The organism is Streptomyces sp. NPDC001351, assembly GCF_042896045.1.
Lineage (GTDB): Bacteria > Actinomycetota > Actinomycetes > Streptomycetales > Streptomycetaceae > Streptomyces.
The window spans coordinates 150,922-168,933 of the sequence record NZ_JBIAWS010000010.1; the positions used below are offsets into that span (position 1 = coordinate 150,922).

Below are 18,012 nucleotides of genomic sequence, written 5' to 3' on the forward strand. Positions count from 1 at the left end.
TTGGAGCCCTTGCTGCGGCAGGATGACGAGTGGACATGCTCCTCGGGGCTGTTTCGAATGCCGACGAAGCGGCTCTCTGTCATCGCCGTGATGGTGGAGACGGCTTCTGCCGGCCTCAGCGAGGCGACTCCGACCGGACAACGGGCCACAGAGGAGAACACCCCGTTCCGGCGGGCTACTTCTGGGTGACGTCGGTGCAGTAGACGTCCTTGTCCGGCAGGTGGCCGGTGGTCAGGAAGCCGACGGTGGCCTTGTCGGCGCAGGCGGAGCCTTCGTTGAAGACGTAGTGCCCGCCGTTGTCCACACCGACGAAGGCGGAGCCGCCACTGAGGGCCTTGTGCAGTCCGATGCCGCTTTCCCACGGGGTGGCGTTGTCCCGGCGGTTCTGCAGGATCAGGGTGTTGCGTGGGCCACCGGGCACCACCTTGACGGTCGCCTCAACCGGCTTGTCCCAGTATGCGCATGCCCAGATGTTGGCGGGCATCCCCGCGGTGAGAGGCCACTTCTCGCGGTCGGCTGCGGTGCGGGCGGCGTAGCCGTCGACGTCGTGCGGCCATTCGGCGTCGCCGCAGGTGAGAGCCATGAACATGGTGGCCTGGTTGTCCGCGGGGATACCCGGGGACAACGGCGTGTCGGCGAACACCTCCTTGAGGACCGCGGTGTCGGCGGCCGTGGTGCTGCCCTCGGCGAGGTCGGCGGCGGCTTTCCAGAACTTGGCGAGGACGGGAAGCGTGTTGTTGTGCAGAAGCAGGGCGTAGGTCATGTTCCGCAGCAGCGCCCCGTCCAGCGACACCGATGCGCCTGCAATCGCCGCGGGCGTGCGGTCGAGCCGGTCGGCGAGGGCGAGATAGGTGTGGGTCACCTGCGCGACGTTCGTGCCCAGCTTGAGGGTGCTGTCCTGCGCCGCGGCGACGCGGGCGGCGTCGGGGAACCGGTCGGCCATGCCCTTGCCCCAGGTGTCCGCGACCTGGTCGGCCCATACCTTGGCGGGGTCGACGTTGCCTTCCAGGACCATCCGGTCGGTGTGGTCCTGGAAGAGGGAGCGGTAGACGGCGCCGAGGTAGGTGCCGTAGGACTGGCCCCAGTAGGAGAGTTTCTTCTCACCGAGCGCCTGGCGGATGCGGTCCATGTCACGGGCGGTGTTGGCGGTGTTGTAGTACCGCAGGTTCTTGCCCACCGTGTCGGCGCACTGCGCGGCGTCGGCTTGGGCGAGGGCCACATTCTTGGTGATCGAGCCGTCCGCGGCGGGATAGGGGAAGAGCCCGGACACACTGGGGTCCTTCAGACCGCAACTCTGCGGGGTGCTGTGTTCGACTCCACGCGGGTCGAATCCGATCAGGTCGTAGCGGTCCCGCACGGACTTCGGCAGTGTGGAAGCCATGGTCTCGGGCATGTCGAGACCGCCGAGGGCCGGCCCACCGGGATTCAGCAGCAGGACACCATGTCGCTTGCCGGGCTTTGCGGTGGTCAGCCGGGACACCGCTATGTCGATCTTCGTGCCGCCCGGGTTCTGGTAGTTCAAGGGCACCTCCAACGTCCCGCAGGCCAAGTGGGGGTCCCGGGGCTGTCCCTCGGTCGGCGCCGGGCACGTGCCCCAGGTGATCTTGGCGCCACCCGCAGTGTCGCCGGCGCTCTTGCCGGAGATCTTGGCCGGCAGCGCGCCCTTGGCGTCGGCACCACACGCGACCAGTGCGGTTCCTGCCAGCGTGGAAACCAGCACAGCCGCGGCGATTCGGCGCCCTCTGGGAAAACCTTGCTTCGGGCAATTGCGTGTCGCGGTCATGGCGTTGTCCTTGGCTACTCGGATGGTCGGCCTTTTTTGGCCGTTGTGTTGACGATTCGAGTCAACAGGCGACCACCGGTGGAGCGGGTCACGGCAGAGAGGACAAAACAGGTAGCTCGCTCGGGGGACCCTGGGCCGCCCCCTTGGAACGGAGCGGCCGCCGTGGGGTCTCGGATGAGCTGTGGGCGCGGACCGAGCCGCTGCTGCGAGCTTGCCGCGCCGCACGGATCACCCCAAGCGCAAGCGTCCGAACAAGCGGACAGCGCTGTCGGGCATCCGGCTTCTGTCGACATACGGCGGGTGGGGCAACGACGCGGGTGGCCCGGTTCTGGTGGACCGGAGAGCCACGCAAGGCGGAGAGCACGCCGGTCGGGCGAGCCGGTCCATGCTCTGGATACGGCCTCGGCGGGACGGGCGGCCAGGAAAGGGCGCGGTCATGGCCCCGCGTGTGCCGGGCCGTGACCGCGTCACAGGGCCGTCAGGCTTGGTTGCCGCGCCTCGCCAACCCCGCCCGGTAGGCCAGGACCACCGCCTGGACGCGGTCGCGGAGGTCGAGTTTGGTGAGGATGCGCGAGACGTAGGTCTTCACGGTCTCGTGGCTGATGACCAGTTCGGTGGCGATTTCGGCGTTCGACAGGCCATCGCTGAGAAGGAGCAGGACCTCGTGCTCGCGGGGAGTGAGGACTTTGAGGCGCTCGCGCTCGGGGGAGGCGGGGGCGGCGGAGGGACGTACACGTTCGGCGAAGCGGCCGATCAGGGTGCGGGTGACGGCGGGGGCCAGGAGGGACTCGCCGCGGGCGACGACGCGTACCGCGTTGATCAGTTCGGGCGGCGGGGCGTCCTTCAGCAGGAAGCCGCTGGCGCCGGCGCGCAGCGCCTCGTACACGTACTCGTCGACGTTGAAGGTCGTCACGACAAGGATCCTGGCGGGGCTGGCGGAGTCGGGCCCCGCCAGGATGCGGGTGGCCTCGATCCCGTCGAGCAGGGGCATGCGGATGTCCATGATGACGACGTCCGGCTTCAGCTCCAGCGCGCTGTGGATCGCCTCCCGGCCATTCACGGCCTCGCCCACGACTTCCATGTCGGGCTGGGCGGAGAGGATCGTGACGAACCCGGCACGCACGAGGGCCTGGTCCTCGCACACCAGCACCCTGATCGCAGGGGGCGGAAGGCTCATGCGGCACCTCCCGCCGGGATGCGTGCGTGCACCCGGAACCCGCCCTGCGGGCAGGGCCCCGCCGCGAACTCGCCCCCCAGCATCTCCACCCGTTCCCGAAGCCCGGCCAGGCCCCGGCCGCCCGAGACGTGCGGGCCGCCGCCCAGCGGGGCTGCGGACGCGCGAGCGCCGGCCGCCGTCCCCGCGGTGGTGACCTCGACGTCCGTCCAGTCGGGGGTGTGCGCGAGCCGTACCAGCGTCCGCCGGCCCGCGGCATACTTCACGGCGTTCGTCAGGGATTCCTGCACGACGCGATACGCCGTGAGTTGGGCACCTGTGGCCATGGCCGGCTGCTCTCCGTCCTCGACCAGCTCGACCGGCTGTCCGCCCGCTCGTGTCTGCTCCACCAGATCAGGCACCCGGCCCGGCACCGGCGCCCGCTCCCGGGGCGCCGCATCACCGGTCGCCTCCAGTACGCCGAGCAGGAACCGCAGCTCGGCCAGGGCGTGGCGGCCCGTGCCGCTGATGGCGTCGAGGGCCTCATGGAGGCGGGCCGGGGACTCGGTGAGGTACTGCGCTGCACCTGCCTGCACCACCATCGCGGTCACATGGTGGGTCACCACGTCGTGCAACTCCCCGGCCAGGCGGCTGCGTTCCGCCGCGATGGCCATCTGCGCGGACAGGCGCCGGCGCTCGGCCTCCTGGGCCCGCCGCCCGCGTACCTGGACACCCAGACCCCACACCACCGCCAGGACCATGTAGTAGAGCAGGTAGTCGGTCAGGCTCTCGGGCGAGCCCAGCACGTGCAAGGCGACGCCGAAGACCACGTACCCGCCGGTCGCCGTCAGGGGTACGACCCGCCGGAAGCGGTCCTGGTGGGCGCCTGCTGAGTACAGCGCGACATACAGCCCCAGGCTGCCGAAGGTCGGCGGACAGCCCAGGCACTCGTACGACGCGAACGACGTCCCCACCACCGCGAGACAGACGGCCGGCCACCTGGTGCGCACCGCGAGCGGCAGAGTCTGCCCCAGGGACAGCAGCACACTCGTGAGCGAGGCGTCACGGGTGGGAAGGTCACCGAACTGCACCCCGAATTGCGACAGCGGCGCCGCGAACGAGAGCACTGTGAAGACGAGCGCCACTCCACAGTCCCTGGTGACGGCGGACTGCGATCCCCACCACCGCGACGGCACGCGGAGTCGGTCGGCCGCGGCGGCCACCGGGGTCACGCGTGCGCAGAGTCCCCCGTCCTGGGCACGCGCCCTTGGCGAGGGGGATGCCGAGCCCGATGGTTCAGGCGCTGCTTGGTCTTCCATCATCATCTTTCACGATCCCGTAGGTCCCGCCCTGAACGGCATGGGACGGGGCCGTGGTTCCGTGCGCCGTCCGCCCTTTCGGTACCGCCTGTTCAGTACCCGCACCACACGGCACCGCGGGCCGGACCGTCTTGGACCGTGAGCCTAGCGTCCTGTGGGGGGAGTCGCCTCCCCCGGGAGAGGACAGCCGGGTAGCTCGCTCGGGGGAGGCGGCAGGTGCCCACCCGTCGGTGACGACGCGCAGGAGGCGCGGCCCGTGGCTTTCCGGCAACGAAGGCGCAGACCGCCCAACGGGATGTCGGCAACGGGAGCCCGTCATGGGGTGCTCACCCTCGCACGAGGTGATGTGTCGGCGACGGCTGAAAAGTGGCTGAGCATGTCGAGCGCTTGCCGATGTGATCGATTGCGTTGCGGGGCTCCTCATTCCGGACTTCAGCGGGCGGCGGGAGCGGAGACCGGCACGGTTGGCTTGATCAACTTTCGGTGGCCCCGGACGACAGCTTGGGTTCTCTGACGTATCTGAGATGTTGGGGTGTCGTCCCGGTTGATGGGCGGAGCGCAAGTGGTGGGATGAGAGCATGGGCTGTCGATTTGGCCTGATCTTGAGTGAGTGATCGTGACTGCAGCTGAGCTTGTGTCGGCTTACCTCTCGGCGCTGGAGCGGGCGGATACCGAGGCGGTGCTGGAGTTGTTCGCGCCTGGAGCGATGGTGCACTCTCCGCTGTACGGCCCTCGACCGGCCACGGAGTTCTATGCCGAGCTCTTCGCCGATACCAGCCGGGCGGGCCTGACTCTGCTGGGGGTGGCGGAGGGCCGGACCCAGCAGGGGGCCGCACTGATCTCGTTCTGGTTCCACTTCGACTGGCGCCTGCCGTCCGGAGCTGCCGCGCCGTTTGACGTGGTGGACCTGGCTGAGCTCGCCGACGACGGCCGTATTGCCACGCTGCGCATCGTGTACGACACCGTTGACGTGCGCCCGGCGTTCGAACGCGAGACCGGCAGTTCGTGGCGGCCCACCACAGATCAGAGCTGACGGGCTCCTGTCCACCCTGGCCGTGAAACGATCTTCAGAAGTCTCGGGGCGATCTGACGGATACACAGTGGGAGCGGCTGGAAGCCGTGTTGCCGCCGATACCGAAGATGGGCCGGCCGCTGCGGGATCGGCGGCAGGTCTTCGGCGGGATCTGATGGCGGGCGCGCACGGGCTCCCCGTGGCGGGATGTGCCCGAGCGGTACGGGCCCTGGGAGACGGTGTATGCGGTGTTCCGGCGCTGGCAGATCGACGGGACCTGGCCCCGCATCTTGAAGAGCTGCAGGTCAAGGCTGATGCCGACGGCATCAGCCTGCATCTGCCTGGACGCGACGTACTGCAAGGCTCGTGTCCCACATCAGATCGCCTCCCGGGCGGTGTGATCGCCACCGGTGTCACCGAGGACGGCGGGCGGGAGATCCTCGGTGTGATGGTCGGGGACGGTGAAACCGAGGCATTCTGGACCGAGTTCCTGTGTCACCTGCGTGAACGGTGGCCGGTCCGGGGTCAGTCTGGTCATCGCCGACCACCACAGCGGCCTGGTCGCCGCGATCGGCGAGGTGATGCTCGGCGCCGCCTACCAAAGGCGCAGGGTTCACTTCCTCCGCAACGTCTTCGGCGTGATCTCGAAGGACGCCGGTCAGATGGTCGCCGCGACGATCCGCACGATCTTCGCCCAGCTGGGCCCGACGGCGCTCAGGGCCCGGGTCGACACCGTCGCGGACATGCTCGGCGGCTGGTTCCCCAAGGTCAAAGAGATGCTGGTGGAAGCGAAGGGTGACCTGACCGCCTTCGCCGTCTTCCCGAAGGCACCATGGACCAGCTCTACCCCGAACTCCCCGAAAGCGCCCCGGCTCCAACCAATGCCCCGAACGCGCCTACCAGTTGATGGGCTACACCATCCCGCGGGACACGGCCACGAGGATGGGTGTCGGCGTACTGAGAAATATGCTCAGGCGTGTACAGACGCACGTGCTCAGGCGTGGGACCGGGACGACAGTCCGGCGGCCGTGGGGGGTGTTGCGAGTGTCCGTGACTTGCCGACGGCCTGAACCTGGAGCGCGCGGGCGTAGGCTCTCAGGGATGCGGATAGGCGAGTTGTCCAAGCGCACGGGCGTGAGTCCGCGCTCACTGCGGTACTACGAAGAGCAGGGCCTGCTGACCAGTTCACGCTCCGACGCGGGGCAGCGTCACTATTCCGATGCTGCGGTCCAGCGCGTGTCGCTCATCCGGCAGCTGTTCGACGCGGGTATGTCCAGCAGGGCGATCGCGACTGTGCTGCCGTGTGTGGATGTCCCGGGTGACCTGGGCGTCGCCGAGGAGACGTTCACGGCGATGATGCGCGAGCGCGACCGGATCGACGCCGACATCGCGCACCTGATCGAGACCCGGGATGCACTCGACGTGCTGATCAGGGCCAACAGTCGGTACCGGGCGGCGCTGTCCACGGCCCCGGAACCGGTGGCGCAGTCGGCCTGATGCTGTGATCTGCCTCTCAGCCGGTTGCCCCTCACATCAATGTCAGAGGTGAGGATGGCGACAACGCCCGGAATCACCGGGCCGGTCATACGTGAGGCGGCGGAAGATGGGGCAGGCGTGGGGTTTCGGCAGGTATGGCGGGCCCGAGGTGCAGGAGTTCTTCGATCGTCCCGATCCCGTCCCCGGTCGCGGCGAGGTGCTGATCCGGGTCGACGTCGCCGGCGTGAATCCCCTCGACCACCTTCTGCGCTCGGGTCTGGTCGACGGGCTCGACGGCGGGCGTCCGTTTCCCCGCGTGCTGGGCATGGAGGCAGCCGGAACCGTTCTCGCCCGGGGCGAGGACGTCAACGGGCTCGAGGTGGGTGACGCGGTCTTCGGCTTCGCACTCACCGGTGGCGGCACCTACGCCGAGACGACGGTGCTGTCCGCGCCGAACACCGCGCGCATCCCGGAGGGTCTGTCGGCGACCGTGGCGGCAACGCTGCCAGTGGCCGGGACGACCGCGGTGGACGTGCTCGACCAGCTCGGCCTCCCGGCCGGTGCCACGGTCCTGGTCAACGGGGTCGGGGGCGGGGTCGGCCTCGCCGTCGCCCGGCTGGCGGTCGGGCGCGAGCTGCGTGTGATCGGCACCGGGAGTACCGCCAAACGCGAGCACGCCGAGGCCATCGGGGTGCGGTTCATCGACTACACCGCCGAGGACGTCGTCGCCGCGGCACGCGAGCTGGTTCCGGACGGCTTCGACGGGATCGTCGACCTGGCCGGAGGCACCTCGCTGCGGACGGTCGCTCCGCTGGCCCGGGATCCCCGCAACGTCATCGCGGTGGGTGATATGTCTGTGCTCGATCTCGGTGGGCGTTTCGTCGAGCGTCGCGTCGACCGCGAGAACCTGGAGCGGTCGGCCCGGCTGGCCCTCGACGGACTGCTCGCACCCGTCATCACCGCGGTCCATCCGCTCTCCGACGCCCCGGCCGCCCTCGCTACCGTCGAGACCGGTCACACCTCGGGCAAGGTTGTCATCAAGGTGGCGTGAGAAGTGCCCAGCCGTCTGACGCCGTCGACCGTCCCGTGCGGACTGACGAGAACCCGTGGTCAGCGCATCGTCAACTGAGCACGTTCACCTGTACGGGGTTGAGGGCGTCCAGGCGTACGCGGGCAATTGGCGGAGGTTTCGCGCCTGTACCCGGCGCTCGGCCGAGCCGCGGCAACCTCGTGACCCGGCGGTCCGCCCCGCCTTCGATCCGAGGTGGGGCGTCAGTCCGCGGAGCCCCTCTCCGGCGTCCCGTCGTCGACGGTGTCCGGATGTGGGACGCGGCTGGCGGACTGGTCGTCGGTGTGGTCCGCCCCTTGCGGGTCGATCGTGGCCGCCCAGCGTTCCGCCCAGCGGGCGAGGGGGTTGAGGGCGTGGCGTGCCTCCTGTCCCAGCGGGGTGAGCTCGTAGCGGCTGTCCGGTAGTTGGTGAATGACCTGGGCATCCAGCAGTTCGGTCAGGCGCTGCCGCATCACGCTGGAGGACATGTCGTCGCACTGCTTCTGCAGGGGGCGGAACCCAAGCGGACCCGCGTGAAGCTCCCACAGGATGCGCAGACTCCACCGCCGCCCGAACAGATCGAGTGCGGCCATGAGGGGGCGGCCGGTGGTCGAGCCGCGAACAGGGGTGCCAGGTCTGGGTGTTGCCATGTCGGGATGTCCAGCTCTCCAGGGTTGATGCTTCGAATTCCGACACGCTAGCATCGGTGACCGCTTCGGAAATCGAAACGGAGGCGGTTGTTGTGGCAGCTGCCGTGACGACCTGGGTGAGAGGCGTTCCTGAAGGCCCGGGGCGACGGAGGCGAGACCGGCCGGGAGGACCGGTACATGCGCATGGCGCCCGAGTTCGAATCCGGTGCCGCGTCGCACGGACGGCTCACCCGGAACCTGTTCGTGGCGGGGGAGGGGTGACCGGCACGTGGGAGATCGAGTGCAGGATCCACCAGGTCCTGCGAACCGGCCCAGCGGAACTTCGGTGCTGCCTCGTCAGCGGTGGCCGCCACCAAGCCGACGTCCACTCAGAGATGGAGACCAGATGACCACGACCGAGTTTCCCTTGGCGGCAGCACGGGCCGCCGCCGCTGCTGCCCTGGCCGAGGACGCGTCAGGGAAGGACATCACCACCGTGTGGAGCGTTCCCGAGGACCTGGCGGCCACGGCCGAGATCCGCACGCGGCACAGCGGCATCGCCGCCGGCCTGCCCGTGGTCGCCGAGGTCTTCGCGCAGGTCGACCCCGAGGTCAAGGTCGAGCCGGCCGTCGCCGACGGCGCCCGACTGGCCGACGGGCAGATCCTGGTGCACCTGTCCGGTTCGGCGCGCAGCCTGATCACCGGGGAGCGTACGGCGCTGAACTTCCTGCAGCGCATGTGCGGCATCGCGACGCTGACCGACCGCTACGTCCAAGCCGTGGCAGGGACCGGGGCGCGCATCCTGGACACGCGCAAGACGGCGCCGGGCCTGCGCGCCCTGGACAAGTACGCGGTCACCGCCGGCGGCGGCCACAACCACCGCCTCGATCTCGCGGCGATGGTCCTGCTCAAGGAGAACCACATCGCCGCGGCGGGCGGGGTGACCGCCGCGATCGAGGCGGTCAGGCGCGGGATGACGCGCACCGGGCAGACCGCGGAGAGCGATGTCGAGGTGCAGACCGTCACCCAGGCCGTCGAAGCCCTCGACGCCGGAGCCCGCTGGATCATGCTCGACAACATGCCGGTCGCCGACATCGAGCAGGTCGTGAAGGTCCGGGCCGAGCGGGCCGACGCTTCCCGGATCCTGCTGGAGGCCTCGGGCACCATCAGCCTGGACACAGTGCTCGCCATCGCCAGGACGGGCGTCGACCTCATCTCGGTCGGGGCGTTGACGCACGGCGCGCCCGCACTGGACCTGACCATGCTGCTGACCACCGGCCCGGTGCCATGTCCGAGGTAGCGGTCGTCGACGCGTGTCAGCGAGACGGCGCGGGTGGCAGCCCGACCGCCGTTCTGGATGATGCGCCGTTCACCGACGAGGAGCGATGCCGCATTCCCGCGGAGTTGGGAACATCGCACGCCGTCTTCCTCCGCGCGACCGGAATCGAGCGTCGTCGGCCCGTGTACACACTGCGGTTCTTCACCGCCCAGGACGAACTGCCCGCCTGCGGCCACGGCACCGTCGCCGCCCTCGCCGTGCTTGCCGAACGGGAAGACGGCGACCACGACTACCGCGCCGTCCTGCGTACGGCCCACCGCAGCTTCGAGGGTCGGGCAAGCCGAAACGGTGACGGCCTGACGGCGTCGTTCGACCCGGGCCCGGTCAGCCTGCGTAGCGCCCGTGGACCCGAGCTGAGGGCAATCGCAGCCGGCCTCGGACTGGCGGAGGACGCGCTCGCCGGCGACGCCTGCGTGGCGTCGAACGGGCGGCCGAGGCTTCTGCTGCCCATCCGATCCCGCGCCGCGCTGGCCGAACTCGCCCCGGACTCAACCCTGTTGCGCTCAGCCTGTGACCGCTACGGTCTGCTGGGCTGCTACGCCTACTCGCCCCCGGACCGACACGGCCGAGCAGCGGCCCGGATGTTCGCCCCGTCGATCGGCGTTCCCGAGGACATCGCCAACGCCAACAGCACGGCCTGCCTGGCAGCGCATGCTGCCGGGTTCGGCACACACCACCTCGTTGTCGACATGGGTGACCACCTCGGCTGCCCGTCCACCATTACAGCGACCGTCCACCGCGACCGCACAGGACACCGGATCCGAGTCGGCGGCCAGGCAGCGATCGTGCGCACGGTCATGCGCTGAGGTCTGCGCGCTCAAGGCGAGGGTGCCGGTGCGCAGCAGGTCCACCTGCTCCTGTGGCGAGCAGGTGCGGCAGGGCGGCCCGGGTGGCGCGGACGGCGGACATGAAGTTGACCGTGAACGTCCAGTCCCAGTCCCGCACACGCTCGCCATCCGCAGCAGCCTGGCCACCCTCGCAGCCCGCGCCGGCCGCCATGACGAGGCCCAGTCGCGTTTTTCCTCCCTCATCGAAGACCGCACCCGCCTGCTGGAACCAGAACACCCCGATGTCATCCGCAGCCGCCTGGACCGGGTGCAGGCACTCGCCGACGCGGGATACACCCAACAGGCCCGCATTGAAGGACTGAGCATCCTGCACACCCGCCGAACACGTCCTTGAATCCGGCCACCGCCATCTGCGCCATGCCAGAGCCCTTCCTGCCCAACTCCCTTGAACACCCGGCGTCGGAGAACACTCGTGGATGGCCGGACCTCCTGCAGCGTCACGTCGTCGCTGCGGCCGGGCAGCAGCGTCACCGCGGGTGGATGTGGCTGTCGACGAGGCCGAGCGTGGCCAGACAGCTGGTCGCATCGGGGTCGTCGACTTGCCCGAGCTGACAGTCACTCAAGTACCGGGCGTGTGGCGTTTGGTGCTGGCCCGGAAGATTCATGCACCTGCAATGATCGGTCTCGGCTTTGCCTGGTAGACATGGGGAGGTGAGCATCCCAGTAGTTCTGTACCGCAGGTTGTACGTGGATCTGGCGCGCGTCGACGCGTCGACCTGTCGTCGCGTCTGATGTCGCCTTCACCTGTCCCGCAGGAGGCGGCCCCAGCGTGATATTCCCGTAACGCCAGCACACAGAGGGAGAGCCGTGAGCACTGTCGCGAGCTATGAAATCCGACGAGCGGGAGGGCCCGTCGGTGCCAAGGTGACCGGCATCCATCTGAAGACAGGTGGCGACGACCGAACCGCAGAGGAACTGAGCTGCACACTGCGGGACCGCAAGGTGCTTGCCCTCCGCGACGAGCATCCGAGTCCCGCTCAGGACGTCGAGGCGGTACGTGCCGCCCTGGACCGCCGATGTGCCGAGCCGGAGCTCGCCTGCGCATAGTTCCGCCGCGTGGGCCCAGCTGCGAGGACCGGCCCTTCTTCGCGGCAACTCTCCGGCGGACGGCAGCAGCGCGCGGCCGTCGCCCACGCCCGCGTGCTGCGCCCGGACGTGACTCTCTTCGACGAGCTGACTTCCGCGCGACGCCGAGCGTGTTGGTGAGATCTTCGCCTTCATCAAGAACTTGGCATCTGCATGTACCTTCCTGGTCACCGTCATCCATCGCATTCGGATACGTGGCGAGGACTGGCCGGGGCGTCTTCATCGGCGGCGACAAGATCCTTGACCAGGGTCCGCTCTCCCAGGTTCCTGACAAACCCCCACGTGAACGGATCCGGGACTTCCTGAGCAGGGCCCACTGCCCCACCTCGCTCCACTGTGGCCCCACGGCGCACAGATGATCTCCCCCCACGCCATCACCTTCCCTCAGTGACAAGGAACGGCCATGTCTATCCGCTTCACCCGACCCAGCCTGATACGCGGCATCACCACGGCGATCGCCGTCACCACCCTCGCTCAGGGGCTCGCCGCCTGCGGTGGTGACAGCGACGCCGCCACCAAGGCCAACGACGCCGCCTCCGGAAGTGTGACCGTCGGTCAGTTCTCGAACGGCGCCGCCAAGGAGACCACCCTCAAGGTGTCCGAGGTGAAGTCGATCAGCGCCGAGTTGCCTGATGCCATCAGGAAGAGCGGCAAGCTGGTGATCGGCCACGGTGCCCTGCCGTCGGGCTCTGCCCCGCTTGACTACGTGGGTGACGACCAGAAGACCCTCACGGGTTCAGAGACCGACATCGGCCGCCTCGTCGCCGCGGTCCTCGGCCTCAAGCCGGAGAGCAAGAACTTCACCTGGGAGAACCTCTTCGTCGGCATCGACAGCGGCAAGGTGGACGTGGGGTTCTCGAACATCACCGACACCGAGGAGCGCAAGCGGAAATACGAGTTCGCTTCTTACCGGCAGGACAACCTCGCCTTCGAGGTGCTGAGGTCCAGCAACTGGAAGTTCGACGGCAACTACGAGAACCTTGCCGGCAAGACCGTCGAGGTCGGCGCGGGCACCAACCAGGAGCGCATCCTCCTCGAGTGGCAGAAGAAGCTTCAGGACGAGGGCAAGAAGCTCGTCGTCAAGCACTACCCGGACAACAACAGCGTCTATGTGGCGCTCAGCAGCGGCAAGATCGATGCCCACTTCGGCCCCAATCCGACCATCGCGTATCACATCACGCAGACCGCGAAGACGCCCAAGCCCACGGCGAACGCGGGTACGTTCTCCGGCGCCGGGGCCTCGCTGCAGGGCCTGATCGCGGCCACCTCCAAGAAGGACAGCGGTCTCGCCAAGCCGATCTCCGACGCGATCAACTACCTGATCAAGAACGGTCAGTACGCCAAGTGGCTGGCCGCCTGGAATCTGTCCAACGAGGCCGTCGCCAAGTCCCAGGTCAACCCGCCCGGACTGCCGCTCGACAACTCTTGATCCGTCGCCCGCTCCGGGGCCTCGCCACCGCCACCTGCGCGGCCCCGGAGCGGGCGTGGCCCCGCCCATCCGCTTTCTCGCAACGGAGATGCCGAACCACCGTGTCCACCAACCTCCCGTCATTGTGTCCTTCGCGGTCCTGTAAGAGGGCTACTGCCCGACCTGGCGCCATGCCCGGCGTCCCACGGTCGGCAGGAAGGGCTTCGACGGGCAGGTGCCCGACAGCGAGCCGAAGCTGCGGGCCGCCTTCGACGAACTCGCCGCGAAGTTCGGCACGGGACTCGATGCACACCAGGCTCACGGGCACGGCCGCATTGCGATGATCACGCCGGTAGACCCATCCGAGTCGACCGACCCCTGCCCTGCACTGTCCGCCGGGCAGCGGCGGACGGCGATAGCCGGCGCCCTGATCGCCGCGTTCGGTGGCTTCGCCAGCTTCAATCTCCTGCTCTCCGCGATGCCCGGGTACGCCGTCCGCTCCGGCGCCGGACCGTCGGGCGCCGGAGTGCTCACCGCCACCTTGATGGCGGCCACCTTGGTCGTCCAGCCCTTCACGCCGTGGTTCTTCGCCCGGCTGGGACGGCGGCACCTACTTGCTGCCAGTGGTGCGCTGCTCGGGCTGCCGTGCCTGGTATTGCCGGCGGCCTCCACGCTGCCTGTCCTGACCGGCCTTACGGCAGTACGCGGGCTGGGATTCGGCGTCTTCGTCGTCGCCGGTGTCACCTTCACCGCTGAGCTGTTCCCGTCTGGCAACCGGGGACGAACCATCGGCTGGTACGGCGCGGTGGTCGGTGTCGCCGGCATCCTGGGGGCTCCGCTGGGCATCGCCCTTGCCCGGCACGAGGCGTACGCGCTCGCCTTCGCCCTGGCGGCGGGCACGGCCGCTCTGGTCCTGGTCGGCTCGTTCGGCTTCGCTCGCGCTGCAGCGCCCGCCCGCCCGGTCCGTCCTCGCTCCCGCCGCCCACGCACCATGCACGGAACATGGCGTTCGCTGCGCCCCATGGCCGGCTCCCTGATGGTGGAGACCGCCTCCACCACGGCTTACGGCGTCGTCTTCACCTTCCTGCCGCTGACCGCCTCGGCCGCGCCCGTGGCGCTGCTGGCCGCGCAGGCCTGCACCGTGCTCTCCCGGCTCGGAGCCGGGTGGCTCATCGACCGGTACGGCGGCCGCCGGGTGCTGATACCTGCGGTTCTGGTCACGACGCTCGGCACCGCGACGGGCGCGGCCTCTGATGAGCCGGCGTTGTTGCTGGCCGGTTCTGCCCTGTTCGGAGCGGGCTTCGGCGCGGTCCAGAGTGCCACCCTGGTGCTCGCCATGCAGGTGGCCGGCGACAGCCCCGCCGGTCTCGGCGTGCCCGGGGTCGCGTGGAACGTCGCCTTCGACGGCGGGACCGGGATCGGCGCGCTCGCGGGCGGACCCTTGCTATCCCTCGGTGGCCCGTCCGCCCTCTTCCCGGCGACGGCGGCTGTCCTGGCCGCATTTCTCCTCCCGAACCTGCGCGCAGCGCGTCTACCGGATTCGAAGAATTGCGGCTTGTCGCACGACGACTGACCGACTGGCCGTCACTCCTCATGTATTTGCGTTACCGGAAGACTTGGCGACAACTGCACGCCGGTGGTGCGCAGTTGCTAGTGTTGGGACATGCGGATAGGCGTGAATGTCCCCAACTTCGGCCCGGGTGCAAACCGGGATAACCTGGCCCGCTGGGCCAAAGCCGTGGAGGGTCTCGGGTTCGACCTGTTGATGCTCTCCGATCATGTGGCGATTACATCTGATGTCGCCAAACAATATCCCGCTCCATTTTACGAACCTGTCACGACTCTCGCTTGGCTGGCGGGTATCACGGACAGGATAAAGCTGGGCACGACGGTTCTCGTCGCGCCCTACCGGCATCCCTTGCTGGTCGCCCGCATGGCGGCCAACCTGCAGCAACTCAGCGGCGGGCGACTCATCCTCGGTGTCGGGGTCGGGTGGGCCCGAGAGGAATTCGAGGCGCTGGGCGTCCCGTTCGAACGGCGTGGCGCTCTGACCGATGAACTCCTGCGGACCCTGCGCATCGCATGGGAAAACGACGCAGACTATGGCTGCGGACAGATTCCGGTCTGGGTCGGCGGTAACAGCGACGCCGCAATACGGCGGGCCGTACGTTTCGGTTCTCCATGGCATCCACTGCGGTTCACGATGCCCTGGTTCAGGGACGCCGTGGATCGGCTGAAGAATATTTCTGCCGAACTGGATCAGCCGGTGCCGGAGTTGGCGCCCCGCATCTATCTCCGGCTCACGGAAAAGGCGATCGACGACCCGGATCGCCGGGCCGGCGAGGGCACCCTCGAGCAGATCTTCGAGGACATCGAGGAATTGCGTCTGGCCGGCGCCGAAACCGTACTGCTCGATCCGTACCACGGCGATCCGAACGAGACCCTGCGGCCGGAGGCCGCGTGGCAGGCACTGGCGACCGTGGCCGCGCACCGGTCATAGCCGACACCCCAAAGAGACGGAGTCACAGTGGCCCTCAACGACCACGACCTTTCCGAGACCGGAACCGACAGCGCCACCATCGTCAAGGAGGCCGAACTGCCCTATCTGCGCCGCTGCATCGAGCTGGCGGCCGAGGCAGTGGAGGCCGGCGACTGGCCGTTCGGATCCGTGCTCGTCGATGCGGACGGCAAGATCCTTGCCGAGGACCGCAACCGCGAGTCCACCACGGGCGACCCGACCCGGCACCCCGAGTTCGAACTCGCACGCTGGGCCGCGACCCACCTGAGCCCGGAGGAGCGGGCCACGGCGACCGTGTACACCTCCGGTGAGCACTGCCCGATGTGCGCGGCCGCGCACGGGTGGGCCGGACTGGGCCGCATCGTGTACGCGAGTTCGTCCCAGCAGGCTCGGGACTGGAAGGCCGAGTGGGGCGTGCCCGTGACCTCGCCCTTGAGTCCGTTGTCCATCCAGGACATCGTTCCCGGCCTTGAGGTGGCGGGTCCGGTCCCGGAACTCGCCGAGGAGGTACGTGAGTTGCAGTGGCGCTTCCGTACCAGGAACAGCGCGAGCGACTGACGGCGGCACGAACACCGGGGCCTGGCATCGGAATCCGATGCCAGGCCCCGGTCGTTGCCATGGGTTCGCGGGTCAGACCATGAACTGGTCGTACTTCGCCATGTGCTCCTGCAGCTCCTCCAGGCTGGGGTTGCGCCCGTTGGCCGTCAGGCGCCCCAGACCGCGGAAGTAGTCCTCGCGGTTGTAGATCGGGTAGAACATGATCAGCAGGGTGGCGTCCTCGTTGCCCCTGTTCGTGAAGCCGTGCGGCTCGCCCTTCGGAACGTAGGCGAAGGCGCCGGGCTCACCCACCACCTTGCGGTCGCCTATGGTGAACTCGATCTCGCCCTTGACCACGTAGAACATCTCGGTGGACTGCTTGTGGATGTGCGGGCTGGCGCCGCTGGCCTCTGGAGCCATGTGATGCTCGAAGAAGCCGAACTCGCCGTCGGAGTCCGCTGTGGTGAGCTTGAGGTACGTCCTCTTGGTGTCCCGGATGTTGACGAACTCGCCTTCGCCGGACGGAACGTACAGCGGAACGGACATGTCTCTCCTTAGGTGGTGATCAACTGTGCCGACGCGCCTGGAGGGGCGGCGTGCAGGGGTGGTTACGTGGCCTCGGCCAGGGTCGGGTCCGGTTGGGGCCTGCTGTCCGCCTGTGCCTGGGCCCATCGGCCGATGACCGGTGCGGCAAGGCCGCAGACGGCGAACAGCGCGGCCAGGACGACCCATCCCGTGGTGCCGGTCGTGACGACCAGGCTGACCAGGACCGGTGCCGCGATCTGCTGGATGGCCACGCCGAGCCAGAAGACCGAGAGGTAGACGCCTTCCTGGCCGGGCACCGCGAGCAGATAGGAGCCGCCCCAGCCGCCGGCGGACTGGAACAACTCGCCGCCGGTCAGCGCGACCATGGCCAGAAGCAGCACGCCGACGGCGAGGACGACCGGCAGCTTCGGCGCCGCGACGAGCAGCAGGCAGCAGACCGCGAGGGAGATGCCGGCCCAGACCAGGGCCCGTGCTGCGCCGGCGATGGTGTCGGTGCCCCGGCTGGCCCGCACCTGTAGGGCGACCGCGAGCACGGTGTTGACTGCCACCAGGGGGGAGATCAGCGCGGAGGAGACGTCGGTGTGCCCGACGATCCACAGCGGGATGCCGATGCTCAGCAAGGTCATGTGCATGGTGAGCACGGCGTTGATCCCGGTGAACGACAGGAACGATCCGTCCCGCAGCACACTGACCGAGAAACGCCGGCGCAGGCTCTTCGCCGGCGCGCTGAGCACCGGCAGCCGAGAGGCCAGGCTCGCGAGGACGGCGAAGGAGGCAGCGTTGACCAGCAGGATCGCGGTGTAGCCCGCCCGGGTGTCGATCAGGAGCCCGATACCGCCCAGCAGGGCGCCGACGGTGAAGCCGACGTTGCGCAGCGACCGGAGGATCGCGACCACCCGGACCCGGTCCTCGGTCGCCGTCGCCTGCCCGACCAGCGCCTGTTCCATCGGTGCCGCCGCCTTGTCGACCAGGCCGAGCAGGCACACCACGGTCAGGAACTGCCACAGGTTCTGGACGAGCGGGTAGACCACGAAGCAGGCGCAGCGCCACAGGCTCACCCCGACCAGCACCTTCTTCGGGCCGATCCGGTCGGCCAGGATGCCGATCGGGATCGCCGTGCCCAGGGCGATGGCGGCGGAAAGGGTCAGGCCGAGACCGAGGTTGCCCTCCGACAAGTGGACCGACCTGGTGATGAACGGCACGGAGACGGCCAGGAAGGCACCGGTGCCCACCGCGTCGATCATCGCCATCACGGCCAGCCGTATGCCGACCGACCCTCCGGGCATGGACCCGCGCCATCCGCGGACGCG

General features: G+C 68.8%; 19 protein-coding genes and 1 pseudogene. 14 read left to right on the plus strand and 6 right to left on the minus strand.

The features are described 5' to 3' along the window. Positions 1-175: 175 nt before the first annotated feature. The 3 genes from ACFY1U_RS33520 to ACFY1U_RS33530 form a co-directional block, all read right to left on the minus strand. Entirely contained in the window at positions 176-1,720 is a 1,545-nt protein-coding gene (locus ACFY1U_RS33520) for an alpha/beta hydrolase (RefSeq protein ID WP_390697906.1), read from the minus strand. Between the two features lie 541 nt (positions 1,721-2,261). After that, the gene (locus ACFY1U_RS33525; RefSeq protein WP_390697907.1) at positions 2,262-2,960 is read right to left on the minus strand and encodes a response regulator; all 699 of its coding nucleotides are present in this window, start codon (positions 2,958-2,960) and stop codon (positions 2,262-2,264) included. After that, positions 2,957-4,081, minus strand: a complete 1,125-nt coding sequence (locus ACFY1U_RS33530) for a sensor histidine kinase (RefSeq protein WP_390697908.1) — start codon at positions 4,079-4,081, stop codon at positions 2,957-2,959. Before ACFY1U_RS33530 ends, ACFY1U_RS33525 begins: the two co-directional genes overlap by 4 nt. 790 nt (positions 4,082-4,871) lie before the next feature. Here ACFY1U_RS33530 and ACFY1U_RS33535 point away from each other — a divergent pair. From ACFY1U_RS33535 to ACFY1U_RS33555, 5 genes and pseudogenes are all read left to right on the plus strand, one after another. Continuing rightward, positions 4,872-5,288: a nuclear transport factor 2 family protein gene (locus ACFY1U_RS33535; protein ID WP_390697909.1), complete on the plus strand. Its 417-nt coding sequence runs from the start codon at positions 4,872-4,874 to the stop codon at positions 5,286-5,288. A 167-nt stretch (positions 5,289-5,455) separates the two neighbouring features. Next, positions 5,456-5,668: pseudogene (locus ACFY1U_RS33540) on the plus strand (transposase); the annotation flags it as partial. A gap of 102 nt (positions 5,669-5,770) precedes the next feature. Next, positions 5,771-6,337: a transposase gene (locus ACFY1U_RS33545; protein ID WP_390697910.1), complete on the plus strand. Its 567-nt coding sequence runs from the start codon at positions 5,771-5,773 to the stop codon at positions 6,335-6,337. A gap of 31 nt (positions 6,338-6,368) precedes the next feature. Further along, positions 6,369-6,764, plus strand: a complete 396-nt coding sequence (locus ACFY1U_RS33550) for a MerR family transcriptional regulator (RefSeq protein ID WP_390697911.1) — start codon at positions 6,369-6,371, stop codon at positions 6,762-6,764. A 106-nt stretch (positions 6,765-6,870) separates the two neighbouring features. Continuing rightward, positions 6,871-7,794 (plus strand): NADP-dependent oxidoreductase, encoded by a 924-nt coding sequence (locus ACFY1U_RS33555; protein ID WP_390697913.1) that lies wholly within the window; start codon positions 6,871-6,873, stop codon positions 7,792-7,794. A gap of 221 nt (positions 7,795-8,015) precedes the next feature. Here ACFY1U_RS33555 and ACFY1U_RS33560 read toward each other — a convergent pair whose 3' ends face one another. Beyond that, complete coding sequence (locus tag ACFY1U_RS33560) at positions 8,016-8,441, minus strand: winged helix-turn-helix transcriptional regulator (protein WP_390697914.1); 426 nt, start codon at positions 8,439-8,441, stop codon at positions 8,016-8,018. A 385-nt stretch (positions 8,442-8,826) separates the two neighbouring features. Here ACFY1U_RS33560 and nadC point away from each other — a divergent pair, with 385 nt between their 5' ends. From nadC to ACFY1U_RS33605, 9 genes are all read left to right on the plus strand, one after another. Then, positions 8,827-9,720 carry a carboxylating nicotinate-nucleotide diphosphorylase gene (nadC, locus tag ACFY1U_RS33565; protein WP_390697915.1) on the plus strand — a complete coding sequence of 298 codons (894 nt, stop codon included), beginning with the start codon at positions 8,827-8,829 and terminating at the stop codon, positions 9,718-9,720. Next, positions 9,708-10,565, plus strand: coding sequence for a PhzF family phenazine biosynthesis protein (locus ACFY1U_RS33570; RefSeq protein ID WP_390697916.1), 858 nt, complete (start codon positions 9,708-9,710; stop codon positions 10,563-10,565). Before nadC ends, ACFY1U_RS33570 begins: the two co-directional genes overlap by 13 nt. Before the next feature lie 22 nt (positions 10,566-10,587). After that, positions 10,588-10,941, plus strand: coding sequence for a tetratricopeptide repeat protein (locus ACFY1U_RS33575; protein ID WP_390697917.1), 354 nt, complete (start codon positions 10,588-10,590; stop codon positions 10,939-10,941). A gap of 473 nt (positions 10,942-11,414) precedes the next feature. Then, complete coding sequence (locus tag ACFY1U_RS33580) at positions 11,415-11,654, plus strand: hypothetical protein (protein ID WP_390697918.1); 240 nt, start codon at positions 11,415-11,417, stop codon at positions 11,652-11,654. 9 nt (positions 11,655-11,663) lie between these two features. Further along, positions 11,664-11,813, plus strand: a complete 150-nt coding sequence (locus ACFY1U_RS33585) for an ATP-binding cassette domain-containing protein (protein ID WP_390697919.1) — start codon at positions 11,664-11,666, stop codon at positions 11,811-11,813. 283 nt (positions 11,814-12,096) lie between these two features. After that, positions 12,097-13,122: a transporter substrate-binding domain-containing protein gene (locus ACFY1U_RS33590; RefSeq protein WP_390697920.1), complete on the plus strand. Its 1,026-nt coding sequence runs from the start codon at positions 12,097-12,099 to the stop codon at positions 13,120-13,122. A 319-nt stretch (positions 13,123-13,441) separates the two neighbouring features. Then, positions 13,442-14,674, plus strand: a complete 1,233-nt coding sequence (locus ACFY1U_RS33595) for an MFS transporter (protein ID WP_390698061.1) — start codon at positions 13,442-13,444, stop codon at positions 14,672-14,674. A gap of 90 nt (positions 14,675-14,764) precedes the next feature. Then, entirely contained in the window at positions 14,765-15,601 is an 837-nt protein-coding gene (locus ACFY1U_RS33600; protein WP_390697921.1) for an LLM class flavin-dependent oxidoreductase, read from the plus strand. Between the two features lie 27 nt (positions 15,602-15,628). After that, complete coding sequence (locus ACFY1U_RS33605; protein WP_390697922.1) at positions 15,629-16,177, plus strand: nucleoside deaminase; 549 nt, start codon at positions 15,629-15,631, stop codon at positions 16,175-16,177. A 72-nt stretch (positions 16,178-16,249) separates the two neighbouring features. On the opposite strand, the gene ACFY1U_RS33610 is transcribed toward ACFY1U_RS33605, so the two are convergent. Continuing rightward, positions 16,250-16,702, minus strand: coding sequence for a cupin domain-containing protein (locus tag ACFY1U_RS33610; RefSeq protein ID WP_067238279.1), 453 nt, complete (start codon positions 16,700-16,702; stop codon positions 16,250-16,252). A gap of 62 nt (positions 16,703-16,764) precedes the next feature. Next, entirely contained in the window at positions 16,765-17,988 is a 1,224-nt protein-coding gene (locus tag ACFY1U_RS33615; RefSeq protein WP_390697923.1) for an MFS transporter, read from the minus strand. Between the last annotated feature and the right edge of the window lie 24 nt (positions 17,989-18,012).

Excerpts from the sequence above, each read along its gene's own strand:
- ACFY1U_RS33525 (WP_390697907.1), bottom strand. The coding sequence starts at position 2,960 with ATGAGCCTTCCGCCCCCTGCGATCAGGGTGCTGGTGTGCGAGGACCAG.
- ACFY1U_RS33615 (WP_390697923.1), bottom strand. The coding sequence starts at position 17,988 with ATGCCCGGAGGGTCGGTCGGCATACGGCTGGCCGTGATGGCGATGATC.
- ACFY1U_RS33595 (WP_390698061.1), top strand. The coding sequence starts at position 13,442 with ATGATCACGCCGGTAGACCCATCCGAGTCGACCGACCCCTGCCCTGCA.
- ACFY1U_RS33590 (WP_390697920.1), top strand. The coding sequence starts at position 12,097 with ATGTCTATCCGCTTCACCCGACCCAGCCTGATACGCGGCATCACCACG.
- ACFY1U_RS33570 (WP_390697916.1), top strand. The coding sequence starts at position 9,708 with ATGTCCGAGGTAGCGGTCGTCGACGCGTGTCAGCGAGACGGCGCGGGT.
- ACFY1U_RS33560 (WP_390697914.1), bottom strand. The coding sequence starts at position 8,441 with ATGGCAACACCCAGACCTGGCACCCCTGTTCGCGGCTCGACCACCGGC.
- ACFY1U_RS33610 (WP_067238279.1), bottom strand. The coding sequence starts at position 16,702 with ATGTCCGTTCCGCTGTACGTTCCGTCCGGCGAAGGCGAGTTCGTCAAC.
- nadC (WP_390697915.1), top strand. The coding sequence starts at position 8,827 with ATGACCACGACCGAGTTTCCCTTGGCGGCAGCACGGGCCGCCGCCGCT.
- ACFY1U_RS33555 (WP_390697913.1), top strand. The coding sequence starts at position 6,871 with ATGGGGCAGGCGTGGGGTTTCGGCAGGTATGGCGGGCCCGAGGTGCAG.
- ACFY1U_RS33550 (WP_390697911.1), top strand. The coding sequence starts at position 6,369 with ATGCGGATAGGCGAGTTGTCCAAGCGCACGGGCGTGAGTCCGCGCTCA.
- ACFY1U_RS33600 (WP_390697921.1), top strand. The coding sequence starts at position 14,765 with ATGCGGATAGGCGTGAATGTCCCCAACTTCGGCCCGGGTGCAAACCGG.